We start from the raw sequence: 16526 nt of genomic DNA on the forward strand, positions 1-16526 counted from the left end.
TTGTCTTTAGTTCTTAAGTGAGGAGCTTACAACACCTTACATCAAGGATTAAAACCTAGCGCATCTGGTTAATCAGGCCAGACATTTGATCGCTCATAGAAATGGTTCTTGCATTAAACTGGTAAGCACGTTGACTCATAATTAAGTCAGACATTTCCTTGGACATATTCACATTAGACGCTTCCAAGGTACCACTTTGGAGTATCTGATTTCCAGCTGCTGGCTGGATTACATCAGCAAATGCTGCCTCTGTATTTGCTATATTAGGTAAACGGAATGCATTTTCTCCGACAGCTTCAAGCAAATCTGGACGTAAAGCCTCAACAATAGCAAGTGTACCGACGGTTTCCGTTTCGTCGCCTCGCTTGACAAGTATTTGTCCATTTGGCTGCACAGAAATGTCATCAAAACCAGAAGCTATACGAATGGGGCCATCTACGCCTAGTACTGGATTTCCATCTCGATCAACGAGCATCACTTGTTGATTATTATTAACAGGACTCAAATAAAATGCTCCATCTCGAGTATAACGTGTTTCTGTTACTCCGTTGTCTGTTGCTTCAATTTGGAAAAAATGGTTCATTTCTAACAAAGCTGTATCCAAGCTGCGATCTGTCTCACGTAACGAACCTAATTGCAAATTCGCATTGATCGATCCTAATCTTGCTCCAGATCCGATTCGTATACCATCTGGAGTCTGTCTTCCGGCTGTATTCGCAGGATGCGACAAATTATCCATCTGTTGAAAAAGCAGCGAGGAAAAATTAGCCTGTCTGCTTTTATAGCCGGTTGTTTGGCTATTAGCCATGTTATTACCTATGACATCCAATTTTTGTTGCAGTTGATTCATTGTTACTGCAGCCTGAATCATTGCTCGTGACATGCTATTCTCTCCCCTTTAGACTAAACGTCCTATTTCACTAACTGCTTTTTCCATACTTTGATCATACGCCTTTAACACTCGTTGATTTGTTTCAAATAGTCGGTAAGATTCCATCATTTGTGTCATTGCTTGTAAAGTATCTACGTTAGATCTCTCCAAAAAACCCTGTTTTACAGAAAACGTTGCATCCGCTGGCACAGCTTCCACATCTCCAGTGTACAAATCATTTCCTTCTTTTACCATTGTATTTGCATCAGCTGCATAGGCAAACCCTAATGGAATCGCCCCATTAGCAGTCTGCAATAGACCATCATTGGTCACCGTAAAATCCTTATCATTCGTTGCAATAGGTTCTCCATTCACATCTAAAACATAATATCCTTCATTCGTCACTAAAAAGCCCGCACCGTCTACTGTAAAGTTTCCATTTCGTGTATATCGGACATCTCCAGCTTCATTTTGCACCGTAAAAAACAATGCTCCAGTTTCATCAGGCAAATTGCGTTGCACTAGTGCAAAGTCAGTGGGAATCCCTGTTTCTTGGATGTCTCCCTGGTTAAAATTCGGAATCATTTCCTGTACGTACACTCCCGTATTTAAAGAACCGATCGGCTGTTGAATAGGTACATATGTTTTATTTTGTATAGGAAGCTCTTTTCCTGCCATTTGATTCATCAACATTTCAGGAAAAGCGCGCAAAGTTGTTTGATCTGCTTTATAACCGGGGGTATTAGCATTGGAAATATTATTAGCAAAAGCCTCCTGCTGCCGTTGTTGCGCAATCATACCGTTAGCAGCTGTGTAAAAGCCCCTTAACACTGGCGTTACCTCCCTTTCTTGTATCTAGAAAACTTAAATAACTTTTTTCCGATCTACTTTGTCGATATTTTCCAACATGATACCGGTTCCCTTAGCTACACAATTCATTGGCTCTTCCGCAATAAATACAGGAACCTTTAATTCTTCTGCCAATAACTCATCAACGCCATGAATTAATGCGCCGCCTCCAGTTAATATAACACCTCGATCAATAATGTCTGCAGAAAGCTCTGGAGGTGTACGTTCTAAGACGGATTTTGCTGCTTGTACAATAAGATAGACAGACTCACGCAATGCTTCTTCAATTTCTTTGGAGTTTACTTTAATAGTTCGCGGCAAACCAGAGACCATATCACGCCCTCTAATTTCCATTTCTTCATTACGCGCGCCTTGAAATACGGTAGCGACATTAATTTTTATTTCCTCTGCCGTTCGCTCACCGATCAACAGTTTATATTTCTTCTTTATGTATTGAAGAATTTCACTATCAAAATTGTCACCGGCCATTTTGATGGACTCAGACGTTACAATATCCCCCATGGATAGTACAGCAACATCTGTTGTACCACCACCGATATCAACGACCATATTCCCACTCGGCTGGAATATTTCCATTCCTGCACCGATAGCAGCTACTTTAGGTTCTTCTTCTAAATAAATCTTTTTCCCACCTGATTTTTCGGCAGCTTCTTTAATGGCTTTTTGCTCCACTTTGGTAATATTTGTCGGACAGCATATCAAAATTCTTGGTTTTGATAGCAAGCCCTTTACATTAATCTTATTAATGAAATGTTTGAGCATCGCTTCCGTAACATCAAAATCGGCAATTACGCCATTCTTTAATGGTCGAATAGCTTCAATATTTCCAGGTGTCCGACCTACCATTTTCCTTGCTTCCTCGCCAACTTCCAACACTTTTCCTGTATTCCGATCCATAGCAACCACAGACGGCTCATTCAACACAATCCCTTTTCCCTTAAGATGAATTAAGACATTGGCTGTCCCAAGATCGATTCCTATATCCCTTGAAAACATGGGCTAATATCCTCCTAATTACATACTATATCTTATTTTGTCCATACTGCTTCTAATATACTATTTTAACACAATTATCTACTTTTAACTGCAGTTTATTTAAATTTTGTAAAAAAACGTCGGATACTATATCAGAATAGGCATTACTTGCAAAATTACATGCGTCATTGCCTTTTAACGAGACGTCCCACATTAAAATCGAAAAAATCGGATTCACCCTCTATACCGACATTGTAAAAAATAAGGCAGCTAGCTTGAAATGTGAACTTCGGCTAATTTCCATATAAATCCAGTAATCAGTTGATACCTTACTTCCCTAAGAAAAAAATGCCAGAGCAGGAACTATTCATGTAATGAAAGCTATAGCAAATTCATCATTTTTATAAGAAAGGAAAACATTCACCTAAAATTCCTTTACTTATATTAAGATTATCTTTGAACCCACCTAAATGCTGCATCCTCTTTATAAAAAAACAAATTCAGTGGAAGTGATTTTTTCCCCTCCACTGAACAACAGCTACTTACATATATCGTTTCGATCCTGTATATACTTTTCCTAGAAGAGGAATGATATGCTTATCCTACTGGCTTCACTTCTCTTTTTTTTGCTGATTCTGCATCCACTTTATATTTCTTCCTTGTTGCTTCGCCCCCTCGCAAATGTCTAATTGCCTTATGATGTTCAAGGATTTTTTTTACCTCGCTTGCTAATTCCGGATTTATTTCTGGTAATCTTTCCGTTAGATCTTTATGAACTGTACTTTTAGAAACACCAAATTCCTTCGCTATAACGCGAACTGTTTTTTTTGTCTCCACCAGATAATTTCCTATCCTGATTGTTCGTTCTTTGATGTAATCATGCACACCGTTCGCCTCCCTGAGTTGTATATTTCTGAGGTGATCGTTTGAGACAGGTGTTTTATAATTTGGTTTGAATGAAAGTTAGGGCTCCTATCCTGTTGAAATTTTATGTAGACGTATAATCTTGCCATCAATAAAAAGATTAAAAATTCTGTATTTTAAACCTGTAAAAAGTACAATAGCTACGTTTGTCAGACTGATTAACATCCCCATATGCTCTTCACCTCAGACACTTCTGTTTTATTGGTTTGTATAAGTTTATTATGATGGGAGAAGGATTATGCTTAAAAAACCACCTTGTGCACACTAGACAAGCCAATTCTAAAAAACTAAGATAAACTGAAACTTCAATCCGTGGGGTTTTTCATTCATCCATTACGGATTGTTAGTACCGTAATGGTATGAACTAAGGCTTTTGAACCGGACATTTAGGTGCTGCTATCTCCTACTTAGACTTGTTTGTGTACAGATTATCCAACTCCTGAAGTTGGAGTCTTACAGCGGGATAAAAATGGAGCAACTAAAGCTTACCTAGAAACATAGAAAACGCCTTTGATAGGGTCATCAAAGGCGCTCCTGCTTGCTGAAGCAATAAGCAGACGTATCCATTAACTGTTTAATTCTGGGTCCATTTCTTCTGTTGCATCTGGATTATCTGCTTCATCTGATTCTTTATCTGATTTTTCGTTCGCATCTTCAGCTTCCTCAGAAGAAGGCTCGTCTCCTTGCTCTCCTTCAGCTTCATCATTTTCAGACTGTTCCGCTTCTTTTTGTGCATCTACATCTTCAGATTTTTCCTCTGTTACTTTGCTCAAACTACTTACTGGTTGATTGAAGTACGCTTCTGGATTAACCTCGTTATCGTCCTTGCGTAACTCAAAGTAAACATGGGTTCCACTGTCTTTAGCGAATACACTCTTTCCTGCTATCCCTAATGTGTCACCTTGCTTTACTTCAGATCCTGGTTTGACATTTACTTCTTCAAGGCTTGCATAATAGGTGGTTACATCATCTTCATGGGCCAATACAACAACATTTCCAAGTAATGGGTCTTCTTTCACTTCTGTAACCTCACCACTTAAAGCTGCGACAACATCAAATGATTCGCCACTCGCAGAAGCAATATTCACTCCATCACTTTCATAATATTTATTGTTGTACAAAACCAATGCTTGTTCTTGCTCTTCTTGTTCAGCATTGTAATCATAAAATTTAGTTACGATTTCTGCTTCTTCTGGGTTTGTAACAGGCATTTGTATCGTTTCCTGTTGTTCTAACACAGGTTCAGCTCTTTCTCCATGCTCTGCTGGAATAAATTCATCTGTTTCTTCTTGAGCATCAGGTACTTGATTGTCTATGTTTTGATACCAAACAACAACAGATAACAATACAGCGGCAATCGTTAAATAGACAGCTGGGAAGAACCATTTTTTACGAAAAATCCGACTCCACTTATTTTTTGAAGTCCCTTTGTTTTCCTCTTTCATAGATCATCACCTCAACAATCATTCTGATCAGAAAAAGGAATTTATATACATCTATCAAAAAATATTTTGGATTTTACCGTATTTTTTCGCAAAATAAGGGGAAATTAAGAAGATTCGTTTTCAATACTTGTCTAAAATGGAAGATACACAGCTTAGCCCTGCAAATATTAGGGAGCATCCAACATATCGCTTTAATAGAATCGAAAGACATTACCCAACTACTTTATGTGAAGAAAAGCTTAATGATAGAAGCTTGTTTACGTGTTTGTTTGTCATTTGTACTATAAAAATAAAGTCAATTTTCCACCAATTGCATGTTCTGTACCTTCCCTGATGGTTAAGTACTGTAATCTAAAACGACTCTAACTAAATTGAACATTTGATTTGCAGTTGGGTCTTAAACTTATCTTCCTAAAGTTTACTTCGTAGGATAGAAGGTAGATTTTACTACTAATCATGCGAAGTAACCTATTAAAAACCATTGTTTCTCAATATCCCCCTAATTTAACATAAGTGGACAGTTAGAGTTTTGCGGCGCCTTACGTTCGGAATAAAAAAACCTCGCCTATTTTGCGACGAGAGTTGGGGCTGTATCATTGATCGTGCTTATTTTTACATCCTGATAATAATATTGAACAATATCTTGATAGGTTTTTCCTTCTTTCGCCATACCATTTGCCCCGTATTGACTCATTCCTATCCCATGACCAAACCCTTTCGTTGTAAAGATAAAGTGGTTGTTTTTTTGTTCGATAGTAAAATCACTGGAGCGCAATTCTAGCTTTTCTCTAATTTTTCTGCCAGAGAAAGCATGCTTTGCTAATTGAAGTTCTTCCACACGATTGCTGTCTGTTCGGGTTATATTAACAGGAAGCGGAAATTGATTCGGTAAGTCCACCTCTAATGTTTCCTCCAATTGCTGTAATGAAAACGTCTTTTGATCTAAAAACTTAGGTGATTCTTCATCCCAGGGACTTTTCACACTACGTAAATATGGCAGCTTATTTTCCCAGTAGTCCTCAGAATTCTCCGTATATCCATTACTAGTAGAGAAAAAAGCAGGGGTAATTGGTGCGTCTTTATATGTTAATACTTCTCCTTTTGTTTCCGAAACCGCTTCTTTCACCTTTTTCATTTTCCAATCGAAATCACTTCCCCACTGCTTTTGTAATTGTCCTTCGTCCTTATATACTTGATGCTGGACCGTATCCGTGACATCGGAATCTTTCTTGGCAGATCCGCCATGCAGCTTTTGGTTAACGATATATGTTCTTGCAGCAAGTGACTGTGCTTTTAATGCTTCTGGTTCAAAATCTGCCGGCATTTCAGAAGCTACAACACCAACTACATACTCTTCTAAGGGGATACCTTCCACTTTGTTTACTCCGGAGCGCATAACAGACACAGAGAAAGGGGAATTACCTAACTCGATATCTTGCTTAGGAGCTTTGTCACGATGTGCTGTTGGTGGAGCTTTCGCCGCCTTTTCGTCACCCTTACTATAGGGAACAACAATTAATGTTGGGACCACAAGGATAATCGTGATTAAGCAAACTAACAAAATGGCAGAAGGAACTTTCCACAGCAGCTGCCTTGACTTTTTTTGTAAATAATAAGGTTTTTTGGGCGCAAGCCATTGTTTTTTATTTGCTAGCGGCTGTCTTACTAATTGTTTTTGCTGCATAGAATTTTGCTGCTTGGCTTTTACTTTTTTCATCAATAGTGCGTTTCGTTTCTTCCACTCTTTAGATCCGCTTTTCTTTGAATATTTGCTAGGTTTCATTGCCTACCCCCTTCAACATGATTTTAATCTAGCAGTCCTATTAAGATATATATACATGAGTTTTTTAAAATAGAACCAAAAATTAGGCGAGGACAATGTATTGTTAAAATTTACAATATAATAGTGTTAGGTAATGTAATGATTGGAGGAAGCAAACTTTTGAATTTGACCAGAGGGGAAAAAGAGGGGGTAGGCAATCGTCTTTTATAAAGAGAATCTTCAAGCCGTGGAGGTTTTCGTTCATCTCCCACAAGCTTGTTAGTTCCATAGGTATGACCTAAAGGCCTCTTACAAAATAGGGCATTTAGGTAGCTGTTATCTTACTTAGGCTTGTTGCTGTACAGATTATCCAACTCCTAAAACGGGAGTCTACAGCCTTTATATGCGGGATAAAAGAAAGCGTAACACAACAAGGATGCCAAGCGAGGGCAATCACCTCACAGGAAGAGAAAGATGCAATGAGGTTGGGACATAATGATGCTATTAACTCCAAAGGCGAATGATATACTAAATTGCTGCGGAAAGACTCCTACGAAAGGAAGGGCAACGGTTAGACCCCGCAAGTGCAGTGCGTTAGCGTGATGAAGCTCACTAGCTACCCTAAGTGCGCGAAGTATATATCCAGAACGGGGATATGCATCATCTGTAATTATTGGGTAATTCTGTTTTTACCTAAATAAACATACTTCAACCCCTTATCATGTTAAGTATACACGGTTTTGCCGAAGTTGCTTGCTATCTTCATCATTGATAAAGATGACAAGCAACATAATGTTCCGGCTCTATTTCTCGGAATGATGGTTTTTGTTGTTCACAAATATTCATTGCCCTTGGACACCTCGTCCGAAACACACACCCGCTCGGTGGGCTAATGGGACTTGGTAATTCTCCTTGCAATATAATCCGTTCCCTCTTTTCTTCCACTACTGGATCCGGAATCGGAATCGCAGATAGTAGTGCCTTCGTATAAGGATGGAGCGGACTTTCATACAACACGTCTGCTTGAGTAAGTTCAACTAAATTTCCTAAATACATCACTCCAATCCGATCAGAAATCTGTTTCACCATGGATAAATCGTGGGCAATAAATAAAAACGTTAACCCTTTTTCACTTTGAATTTCTTTCAACAAATTCACGACTTGAGCCTGTACGGAAACATCCAATGCCGATATAGGCTCATCTGCAATAATAAAATCAGGTTCTAAAGCGAGTGCCCTAGCAATGCCAATCCGTTGGCGTTGACCGCCACTGAATTCATGCGGATATCGATTAGCATGCTCTCGCTGCAGCCCAACTTCTTCTAATAATTGATACACACGTTCTTTTATCTCCTGTTTGTGGCGATAAATGTGATGCACTTCCATTGGTTCAGAAATAATCTCTTGCACTGTAGAGCGCGGATTTAATGACGCATAAGGGTCTTGAAAAATCATCTGCATCTTCCGGTGTAGCTGGAATTTTTCATTTTCTTTTAAAGCATGGATGTCCTTGCCATCATAAAGAACTTCACCAGCGGTTTTATCATATAATCCAAGAATTGTTCGTCCGATAGTGGATTTACCACAGCCAGACTCTCCAACTAACCCGAAGGTCTCACCTTGACTTATCTGAAATGATACATCGTTGACTGCCTGTAGCGTTTGATTTCTGCTAATCTCAAAAAACTTCTGCAGACGATTCACTTCGAGGATTACTTTCGCCATTTTGTACCGTTCCCCCTTCCCGCCAATAGCGCCTAGCAGTACATAACTCTGTTTCATAGATTGTATTTGCAATGCTTATTTTTTCAATTCCTTTTCCGGTTTGTGGGGCATGTAACATTGTTCCGTCTCCACTATAAATTCCAACATGGTGTATTCGCCCCTTTCCCTCTTCATAGGCGAAGAAAAGTAAATCACCAGGTCGAAGCTTCTCTAATGGAACTTCTATTCCGGCAGTCGCTTGATCCCCTGCATCTCTAGCAATCTGGTACCCATTTGCTTTATGGGCAGCATAGGCTAGACCAGAGCAATCAAAGCCTAAAGTACTCATCCCGCCCCAGAAATATTCCAGACCTACATATTTTTTGGCAACCGCTACAATTGCTTCTCCATTCCCATACCGAACACCATCTATGTTAGAAAATAGCTCGACATCATTTGTATCTACATATCCAATACCATGTGGTGTAATGACAGTAACCGCATCTTCATGATGTGCTTTCACTGGTAAAATAGTTAAATAACTTAAACTTATTGCGGCTTGATGGTCAAAGGTTAACCAAGCGAATGAGGATCGAATTACTGCTTTTACTGGCTGTTGCCAGTCTGCGATATTCATTTTCTTTATTTGACAAGCAGGTACCCAACCCGGATAACCTCTGTTATCTTTACGGGATGGTTGGGAAGGTATAACAATATGAGCCCAATCTCCGGTTCGCTTCGTTACCATGACCCGTTCTCCATAAAGTAATTGCGTTTGAATTCGATTTTCGTCACATAACGCAAGTTTTTGTGTATCATCTAGTTGGTTCACCCATTCATCCACGTTAGCTGGGTTGCTAATTGCAAGCTCATCTATCGCTCTAGCAGATGATGGATCTGTCCATACAGTAGCTACGGAAACACTGGCAACATAAATCTCTCGCTCTGTTTGATCAAACGTTTGTTCAGTCACCATTTACCCTCCCATTTTTTTCAAAAGGGGACTCTATCAAATGATATTATCGAAGTCCCCTTCATGCTGTTATTGTTTATCCGCATGCTTTAAATCAAGGTACCCTACTGGATGACGCAGTATGTTCGTAACTCCTTCTTGTAATACTTCTACCTGATTATAATATCGAATTGGAAATAGCGGCATTTCCTCAGCAAGCATTTTTTCAGCTTCGTACATATACTCCCAACGCTTTGCTTCATCTGCTTCTGATTTTGCATTAACTATTAATTCATCATAGGTTTCATTTGACCAGCCAGTGCGATTCATATAAGAGCCTGTAATAAAACTCTCTAAGAAATTAACTGGATCCGCATAATCATATAAAAAAGAACTTCTGGACAATTGGTGCTTCAAAGCCTTTTGGTCTTCTAAAAAAACATTCCATTCCGTGTTTTCAAGTTCCACATCTACCCCAATATTTTCACTGAGCATCCCTTGAATTGTTTCAGCTACATCTTTATTAACATTTTCCGTATTATAGGACAATGTTACTTTCGGAAGCTCCTCATACCCTTCTTCCTGCATCCCTTCCTCCAATAGCTTCTTTGCTTCCTCTGGGTCAAATGAAACGATCTCTCCATTAACATCACGGAAGTCTTCTCCACTAGGATTGGTAAACCCTGGAGAGACAAACCCATGAGCAGGCTTCACCTTATTTTTCACGACATATTCAGCGATATTTTCCTGATCAACAGCTAAAGCGAACGCCTTTCTTATCTTTGCATTTTGAAATGGCTCCTCGGTAACATTAAATCGATAAAACTCTAACCCACCTTGATCAACAATCTGCACATTATCACCATCTATTACCTGATCGGATAATTCTGCAGGGATTTCGGCTGAATCTAACTCTCCTCGTTCAAACATTTGATATTCCGTATTAATATCATTGACCATCACCCAATGGACGCCGTCTAAGCGTACATTATCCACATCCCAGTATTCTTCATTTTTCGTAAACATCATCTCATTATCATGTTCCCAGGATTCCAGCTTAAACGGTCCATTTGCAACAAATGACTCTGCTTCAGCATGCCACTCTGGGTTTTCTTCAGCTACTTTATGATTTACTGGAAAAAAAGCTGGATTTGTTAATACATGTAAGAAGAATCCTGTTGGGTTTTCCAATTCTACTTTAAGTGTCTTTTCATCCACTGCTGTTATTCCTAAATCGTCTGCAGATCCTTCCCCACTATTAAAAGCTTCTCCGCCTTTAATAAAGTAACCGAGAAATCCAGCTGATGAACCTGTTTCAGGATTTAACAATCGCTCCCAAGCATAAATAAAATCTTCTGCTACGACCGGATCGCCATTGGACCAATTAGCATCTTCACGTAACTGAAACGTATATGTTGTTCCATCCTCGGAAACTTCCCATTCCTCGGCAACTGCTGGCTGCGGTGTATGGTCTTCTCCTAGTCGAGTCAGCCCTTCCATCAAATTATTTAATGCGTTCCAAGAAACATTATCAAACCCTATTGCTGGATCAAAAGACGTTGGCTCTTCCCCATTATTCAGCTGAAGGATCTTCTCCCCTTCCGCTTTCTTCTCATTTGCTGCTCCATTTTCCTCTTCTGTACCAGCACTTTCTTTCGCTGTACAAGCAGCTAAAACAAGAAATACCAAGACTCCCATTAAGTAAAGCAAGCCCTTCTTCATCGACTCTCCCCCTTTTATTGGTTGGCTGTACGAGCCAAAAGTTGTTGCGCCCGTTCGTCCTGTAACCAGCAATCTACTTGATGTGATCTGCTGCGCTCAGTCGTCACGGGGTAAACTTTATCACACACCTCCATCGCCAATGGACATCTCGGTGTAAACGGACATCCTCGTGGTGGTGAGAATAAATCTGGTGGCGTACCGTCAATTGGTGTTAATCTTTCCTCCTTTAAATCAAGCCGGGGAACCGATTTTAACAGACCTTTCGTATAGGGGTGCTGCGCATCATAAAATATGTCATATTTCGTTCCCGTTTCGATGATTTTTCCAGCGTACATGACAGCGATCCGATCTGCTATTTTAGCTACGACACCTAAGTCATGTGTGATAAGGATAATCGACACCCCTGTCGTTGCTTGAATATGACCAAATAATTCAAGGATTTGCGCTTGTATGGTCACATCTAATGCTGTTGTAGGCTCATCAGCAATCAGTAATTCAGGCTCGCAAATTAACGCCATTGCGATAACAATCCGTTGCCGCATACCACCGCTGAATTGGTGCGGGTATTGCTTTAAGCGTTCCTTAGGATTCGGTATACCGACTAAATGCATCATTTCTAAAGCTTTTATTTTTGCCTCTTCTGCGCTAACAGCCTGATGCTCTCGCAAGCCTTCCATAAGTTGTGTGCCGATGGTGAGTGTCGGATTTAGAGCTGTCATTGGATCCTGAAAGATCATCGATATGTCCACACCACGTATAGAGCGCATCTGCTTTTCGGTATAGCTTGCTAAATCCTTACCTTTAAAAATCACCTCGCCCTTGATAATTTTTCCTGGCGGCTCTGGAATCAGCCGCATAATTGCTTGCGAGGTCACACTCTTTCCACAGCCTGATTCACCTACAATTGCTAGCGTTTCTCCTTTATTCAAGTGAAAATAAACACCTCGAACAGCTTTGACAGTTCCACCATAGGTTGAAAAAGTTACGTGTAAGTCTTTAACTTCAAGTAATGTCTCCATCTGTCCACCTACTTTCGCAGCTTCGGATCAAGTGCATCCTGAAGCCCATCCCCTAATACATTAAATGCAAACATCGTAAAAGAAATGAAGAATGCTGGAAAAAACAATGTCCACCAATGCCCAGACAGGATTGAGCCTAAGGAATCATTTGCCATCACACCCCAGCTAGCAAATGGAGCCTGAATGCCAAGTCCAAGAAAGCTTAAAAATGCTTCCGCAAAGATAGCACTAGGAACGGTTAACGTCATTTGCACAATAATCGGACCCATCGTATTTGGCAATAAGTTTTTCCGGATGATGCGTGATGTTTTTGCGCCGAATGATTTGGAGGCAAGTACAAATTCATAATTTTTAATTTGTAGAACTTGCCCGCGCACAATTCGCGCCATTCCGACCCATCCTGTAACGGTTAGAGCAAGAATAATGGTACTTAAGCTCGGACCAAGCACGACTAGTAATAAAATAACGACTAGCAAATATGGAAGCCCATATAATACTTCAATAATGCGCATCATAATATGATCAGTTCGTCCACCTTTATACCCTGATAAACCGCCATATATAATGCCAATCGTAAAATCAATTAAAGCTGCCATTAATCCAACAAACAAGGAAATTCGCGCTCCATACCAGGTACGAGTAAAAACATCTCTACCACCATTATCTGTTCCAAACCAATGTTCTTGAGAAGGTGGCTGATACTGGTTTGGTAAATCTTGTTTATTAACTTCATAAGGAGAAAGAATCGGTGCAAATATTGCAAAAATAGCAAGTAACACTAAAAACACGAATCCCGTCATTGCCAGTTTATTTTGAATTAATCTTCTCCAAGCATCCTTCCAATACGATAAAGATGGTCTTGATACAGCTTCTAATGCAGAATTATCCTGCTCTTTCCACGCAAACCATGCATCTGGTACCTCGGAAGCTTGAACAGGTTCTTGCCTTGCTTGATCCACCCATTTTGTTTTCATTACTTCCCGCCTTTCTTATGGAACTTTATACGCGGGTCTAGTATGCCGTATGCAATATCAACAAGGAATAACATGATAATTAAAAATGCACTGTAAAATACCGTTGTTCCCATAATGACAGGATAGTCACGTTGATTAATACTTTCTACAAAATATTTTCCCATCCCCGGTACAGCGAATATTTTCTCGATTACAAACGTACCAGTTAAAATTCCTGCTAGCAGTGTGCCCATAATCGTAACTACAGGCATTAACGCGTTTTTTAAAGCATGTTTACAAATAATTTTCCATGGTGCTAACCCTTTAGCACGTGCCATTTTTATATAGTCTTGCGTTAAAACTTCCAGCATTGTCGATCTCGTCAATCTAGCAATAATAGCCATAGGTCCAGTAGCAAGTGCGGTAACTGGTAAAATCATATGTGTTGGACTTAACCACCTTGCCACTGGAAACCACTCTAGATTTACCGCCAATTGCTGAATAAGCAGGGTAGCTAACACAAAGTTTGGAATCGAAATACCTAATACAGCAAAGCCCATTGCTAAGTAGTCAATTATTTGATTATGCTTTAATGCCGCAAAGATACCTAAAGTCACACCAGATATAACAGCGACAATTATCGTAATTATTCCAAGTTCAAAAGAGATGGGAAAGCCCCGTCCGAGCATATCATTTACCGTTTGCGATGGTTGTTTGATGGATGGACCAAAATCGAAAGTAGCAATAGATTTCAAGTATAGAACATATTGCACAATATAAGGCTCATCCAAATTGTAATGCGCTTCCAAATTTGCCTGAACGGCTTCATTCGTTCCACGTTCACTATTAAATGGAGATCCTGGTATCGTAACCATTAAAACAAAAGTTAGTGAAACAATCACCCATAGTGTCAGCAGCATCATAAGTAAGCGCTTTCCTACATAACGTAGCATATGCCTCCTCCTACGAAAATTTAGTTATCATTGCCAGTTCTGTCATCACAAGCATTGCCTGATATGCTTCTAGCATATCTTGCGCCTGAAACCTCACAATTGTAGTTCCTGTTTCTATCTCTGTACCAGGCATTAGATTAGCCCATTCTGCTTGCCCATAATTGGCAAACTCCACTCGCAAAATCGGGTTACTTGGTGGAATTAGTGGTGAGATACTATCACGCTGCTGTATTGCTTCCGTTATCTTTTCTGTTAAAAGTTTCGCCGCTTTTTTAGGTGTTAAACTTTTGACAGACGATCTTGATATCGTCTCTTTTACAGCTGCCGTTTTCACGTTTGGGATAAGTGCTTCCGCTTCTTTTGCTGCCTGGTCATCGCCAGTAACGGCTATTACCGGGACACCATAATACCCTGCGAGATAGGCATTCAATCCCATTTCACCAATTTCTTGATCGTTTATATACATCGTTCTTACTGCTTGAATCATTGTATGAGACATCACGCCAAATTTGCCAGCGCGTGCGTGGTACCCAATAAACATGGCTCCATCAAACGTATTATCTAGTCCATGCATCATTGAAAATGGTTTTACCTCACCAGTAATAAGCTGTGCATCTGGATGTAGGTCTTCAATAAGTATGTTATTCATCTTCGAATGGCTGTCATTAACTAAAATCCCTGTGCAGCCATTATCCAATGCATTACGAATGACTACATTTGTCTCTTCAGTCATGATTTTTCTTGATCGTTCATAATTATGCATATTTGCTTTGACAAATGTTTCATCTGGTAAGCCAGTGATTCCTTCCATATCTACGGATAAATATAATTTCATTTTTTCTTTCTCCTTAGGGTTAAAATTTTCTTAAATTTTACCATAAATATACTAAAATGAAAAGTCGGAATTTAAAGAATAAACTTCACAGCAATTATGACATACAAAAAAACAGATGATTTGAAAAAAGCCTTCATCTGTTTTTCACACGACTTCTATTCGAAATATGAATGAATGCATCCTACATACTTATTACTAGCAGATTATGAAAGCTCTGCTGCTATTGAATGATGGATTGGCTCCACTTGGATAAGAGGCGATACAGCATTCCCCTTTTCATCTACCCTTTCCACATCTGCACCTAGAGCTGCCAATTTTCCGGCAAAGTTCACATACCCACGATCAAGGTGCTTTAACTCCGTTACTCGGGTTACACCTTCCGCTGCCAATCCAGCTAATACAAGTGCTGCTGCTGCACGCAAATCTGTCGCTGCTACTTCTGCTCCTTGAAGATCGCTAGGTCCTTCCATAATCACACTATGGCCTTCAATTTTCATCTTAGCATTCATACGACGAAACTCTTCCACATGCATAAAGCGGTTTTCAAACACGGTTTCCGTAATGACACTTGTACCTTGAGCAACTAGCATTAACGCCATCATTTGTGATTGCATATCTGTAGGAAACCCAGGGTGAGGTAATGTTTTTATGTCGGTTGCTTTTAACTGTTTAGGACCAATAACTCGTATTCCATTAGCTTCTTCCTTCACAATAACATTCATTTCTTCCAGTTTGGAAATTACGGAGCGCAAGTGTTCTGAAACTGCATTTTCAATCAATACATTTCCTTGTGTAATTGCCGCAGCCACCATAAACGTACCAGCTTCTACACGATCAGGTATAATTGAATGTTCCACGCCGCGCAATTTTTCAACGCCTTCAATACGGATCGTTTCCGTTCCCGCACCAACTATTTTGGCACCCATCTTATTGAGGTAATTTGCCAAATCAACAATTTCTGGTTCTTTGGCACAATTTTCTATAATTGTTTTTCCTTCTGCTAGTGCTGCTGCCATCATAATATTTTCAGTCGCCCCAACACTTGGCATATCTAAATAAATTTTTGCACCTTTAAGACGCTTGTTGACATTAAGTTCAACAAAGCCATTCCCAACATGAGTTTCAGCACCCATTGCTTCAAAACCTTTTAAATGCAAATCAATTGGTCTGGAACCAATTGCACAGCCACCTGGCATGGCAACTTTTGCATGCCCGTAACGTGCTAACAAAGGTCCGATTACGAGAACAGAAGCACGCATTTTTCTTACATATTCAAACGGTGCCTCTGTCGTTAAGTGATTTGAAGCATCTACCGTTACTGTGTTGTTTTCAAAATGTACATCTGCATTCATATTTTTTAGTACTTGATTTATTGTATATACATCAGCCAGTTCAGGAACATCTTTAATGACACTTTTTCCTTCACTTGCAATAAGACTAGCGGCAATGACAGGGAGCACAGCATTTTTAGCACCTTCCACTTTCACAGTGCCTTTCAATTGGTGTCCGCCTCTTACGATGATTTTTTCCATATTTCAAAT

The 16526-nt window shown here is 39.7% G+C and carries 14 protein-coding genes; all 14 read right to left on the reverse strand.

What is annotated here, in order from left to right:
- Nucleotides 1–55 precede the first annotated feature (55 nt).
- Nucleotides 56–883, reverse strand: coding sequence for a flagellar hook-basal body protein (locus KBP50_RS19685; protein WP_050350992.1), 828 nt, complete (start codon nucleotides 881–883; stop codon nucleotides 56–58).
- A gap of 15 nt (nucleotides 884–898) precedes the next feature.
- Complete coding sequence (locus tag KBP50_RS19690; RefSeq protein ID WP_050350991.1) at nucleotides 899–1702, reverse strand: flagellar hook-basal body protein; 804 nt, start codon at nucleotides 1700–1702, stop codon at nucleotides 899–901.
- A gap of 33 nt (nucleotides 1703–1735) precedes the next feature.
- Complete coding sequence (mreB, locus tag KBP50_RS19695) at nucleotides 1736–2737, reverse strand: rod shape-determining protein (protein WP_050350990.1); 1002 nt, start codon at nucleotides 2735–2737, stop codon at nucleotides 1736–1738.
- A gap of 576 nt (nucleotides 2738–3313) precedes the next feature.
- Nucleotides 3314–3601 carry a sporulation transcriptional regulator SpoIIID gene (spoIIID, locus tag KBP50_RS19700; RefSeq protein WP_050350989.1) on the reverse strand — a complete coding sequence of 96 codons (288 nt, stop codon included), beginning with the start codon at nucleotides 3599–3601 and terminating at the stop codon, nucleotides 3314–3316.
- Nucleotides 3602–4206: 605 nt separating this feature from the next.
- Nucleotides 4207–5085, reverse strand: coding sequence for a stage II sporulation protein SpoIIQ (gene spoIIQ / locus KBP50_RS19705; protein WP_050350988.1), 879 nt, complete (start codon nucleotides 5083–5085; stop codon nucleotides 4207–4209).
- Nucleotides 5086–5650: 565 nt separating this feature from the next.
- Entirely contained in the window at nucleotides 5651–6868 is a 1218-nt protein-coding gene (spoIID, locus tag KBP50_RS19710; protein WP_128743324.1) for a stage II sporulation protein D, read from the reverse strand.
- Nucleotides 6869–7612: 744 nt separating this feature from the next.
- Nucleotides 7613–8572 carry an ABC transporter ATP-binding protein gene (locus tag KBP50_RS19715; RefSeq protein WP_050350987.1) on the reverse strand — a complete coding sequence of 320 codons (960 nt, stop codon included), beginning with the start codon at nucleotides 8570–8572 and terminating at the stop codon, nucleotides 7613–7615.
- Complete coding sequence (locus KBP50_RS19720) at nucleotides 8526–9524, reverse strand: C40 family peptidase (protein ID WP_232231365.1); 999 nt, start codon at nucleotides 9522–9524, stop codon at nucleotides 8526–8528. Before KBP50_RS19720 ends, KBP50_RS19715 begins: the two co-directional genes overlap by 47 nt.
- A gap of 69 nt (nucleotides 9525–9593) precedes the next feature.
- A complete protein-coding gene (locus tag KBP50_RS19725) occupies nucleotides 9594–11225 on the reverse strand; it encodes a peptide ABC transporter substrate-binding protein (RefSeq protein ID WP_050350985.1) in 1632 nt (543 codons plus the stop codon).
- A 14-nt stretch (nucleotides 11226–11239) separates the two neighbouring features.
- Nucleotides 11240–12244 carry an ABC transporter ATP-binding protein gene (locus tag KBP50_RS19730; protein WP_050350984.1) on the reverse strand — a complete coding sequence of 335 codons (1005 nt, stop codon included), beginning with the start codon at nucleotides 12242–12244 and terminating at the stop codon, nucleotides 11240–11242.
- A gap of 8 nt (nucleotides 12245–12252) precedes the next feature.
- Nucleotides 12253–13218: an ABC transporter permease gene (locus KBP50_RS19735; protein WP_050350983.1), complete on the reverse strand. Its 966-nt coding sequence runs from the start codon at nucleotides 13216–13218 to the stop codon at nucleotides 12253–12255.
- Nucleotides 13218–14150 (reverse strand): ABC transporter permease, encoded by a 933-nt coding sequence (locus KBP50_RS19740; RefSeq protein WP_050350982.1) that lies wholly within the window; start codon nucleotides 14148–14150, stop codon nucleotides 13218–13220. Before KBP50_RS19740 ends, KBP50_RS19735 begins: the two co-directional genes overlap by 1 nt.
- A gap of 10 nt (nucleotides 14151–14160) precedes the next feature.
- A complete protein-coding gene (locus tag KBP50_RS19745; protein ID WP_050350981.1) occupies nucleotides 14161–14985 on the reverse strand; it encodes a M55 family metallopeptidase in 825 nt (274 codons plus the stop codon).
- Between the two features lie 203 nt (nucleotides 14986–15188).
- A complete protein-coding gene (gene murA, locus KBP50_RS19750; protein WP_050350980.1) occupies nucleotides 15189–16517 on the reverse strand; it encodes a UDP-N-acetylglucosamine 1-carboxyvinyltransferase in 1329 nt (442 codons plus the stop codon).
- Between the last annotated feature and the right edge of the window lie 9 nt (nucleotides 16518–16526).

Origin of the sequence: Virgibacillus pantothenticus (assembly GCF_018075365.1) — a bacterium.
Lineage (GTDB): Bacteria > Bacillota > Bacilli > Bacillales > Amphibacillaceae > Virgibacillus > Virgibacillus pantothenticus.